This is a genomic window from Streptomyces sp. NPDC111802 (genome assembly GCF_055634335.1).
Window position 1 is genome coordinate 1 of the sequence record NZ_JBVKCZ010000217.1, and the last position, 1531, is coordinate 1531.

1 protein-coding gene is annotated in these 1531 nt (G+C 68.6%); it reads left to right on the forward strand.

Annotated elements, in window-relative coordinates:
* Nucleotides 1–232 precede the first annotated feature (232 nt).
* Nucleotides 233–1417, forward strand: a complete 1185-nt coding sequence (locus ACZ7NC_RS45575; RefSeq protein ID WP_471498363.1) for a glycosyltransferase family 4 protein — start codon at nucleotides 233–235, stop codon at nucleotides 1415–1417.
* Nucleotides 1418–1531 lie beyond the last annotated feature (114 nt).

The following is a 1531-nucleotide window of genomic DNA, read 5'->3' on the forward strand; positions in this document are numbered from 1 at the left end:
TCGCTGTTGTTGGTGGTGTGTTGGTGGTTCGGGGGCGGGTTTCGGGAGGGCGTCATTCGCGGGGAGGGTGAGGTATGTCATGTGGGTGGGTGTGGGGGGAAATTGTCATGGTGGTGAGTAGCTGGAGCTGAGGGTGGGGCGAAAACTGGCGGCTAGATGTCTGTCCCCTGCCGGTGGCCCCGGAATTTCCAGCCCGTATGGGTTCCGTGCCCTGAGACAAGTTAGAACGTGTATGCCCCAGGACTTACCTTCGCCGCGTGCCGGGACGACCGGCAGTGTTCCGGCTGTTGTCTCTGCCCGTGGCTCGCTGGCCGCGTCGTGTGAGCCCGCGCTGCGGGTGCCGCGGCGGATCGTGTTCCTGGCCCGCCGGGACCTGGCGAACCCCGCCGCCGGGGGCTCCGAGCTGCTCGTGGACCGTCTGGCCCAGGGACTGACCGCGAGCGGGCATGAGGTCACCCTGCTGTGCGGGGGACCGGCCGTGCACCGTGACTACCGGGTGGTATCCGCGGGCGGTGATCTGGCTCACTTCCTGCGCGCCAAACGGGCATTCACCCGCCAGGTCGGTGACTGCGACCTGCTGGTCGAAGTCTGCAACGGGATGCCCTACCTGGCCCCGCTGTGGCACGACGGGCCGACCCTGTGCCTGGTCAACCACGTCCACTCCGACCTGTGGGACCTGCGCTATCCCGGCCCGCTGGCCGGTCTGGGCCGCCGTCTGGAGCACTGGGCACTGACCGGCGCGCACCGCCGCAACCTGATCGTCGCCATGTCCGGCTCGACCGCCACCGCCCTGGACAGCATCGGCGCCGACCCCGACCGGATCAGAATCGTCCACAGCGGCGTCGAAGAACCCGGACCACTGCTGCCCAAATCACCCCAGCCGCTCTTCGTGGCCGTGGGACGGCTCGTGGAATACAAACGGATCGACCTGCTCCTCAGACTGTGGGACCTGGTCCGCCCGATCACCGGCGGACGCCTGGTCATCATCGGTGACGGACCCGAACGCACCCGGCTGCAGGCCATGGCAGGCGACGGCGTCGTCTTCACCGGACACATCTCCGAAACAGCCAAACACCGCCTGCTGTGCCAGGCCTGGCTGCTGCTGCACCCCTCCCTGGTAGAAGGCTGGGGCCTGGTCATCACCGAAGCCGCCGCCCGCCACACCCCCGCGATCGGCTTCGACATCCCCGGCCTGCGCGACTCCATCACCCACCAAGTCACCGGCCACCTCGCCGACGGCGAAAGCTCCTTCGCCGCCGCCTGGTGCACCCTCACCCTCAACCACGAACGCCGCACCACCCTCGGCGAGATGGCCGCCCAGCACGCCACCCGCTACCGCTGGCACCGCACCGTGCGCCACTTCCGCGCCGTCGCCACCGAGGCCTACCACACCCACACCCGCACGGCAGACAGGTAGCAACCCATGCACACCCAGAACACCACCACCCCCACCACCAGCGCCGCCAGCACAGACAAACCACCCCACAAAGACCCCTCCTGGCGCCGCTCCCTCACCCTCCTCCACGCCTTC

What these genes read in the sequence shown, in the direction of transcription:
- ACZ7NC_RS45575 (WP_471498363.1), top strand. Translation starts at nt 233, where the DNA reads ATGCCCCAGGACTTACCTTCGCCGCGTGCCGGGACGACCGGCAGTGTT.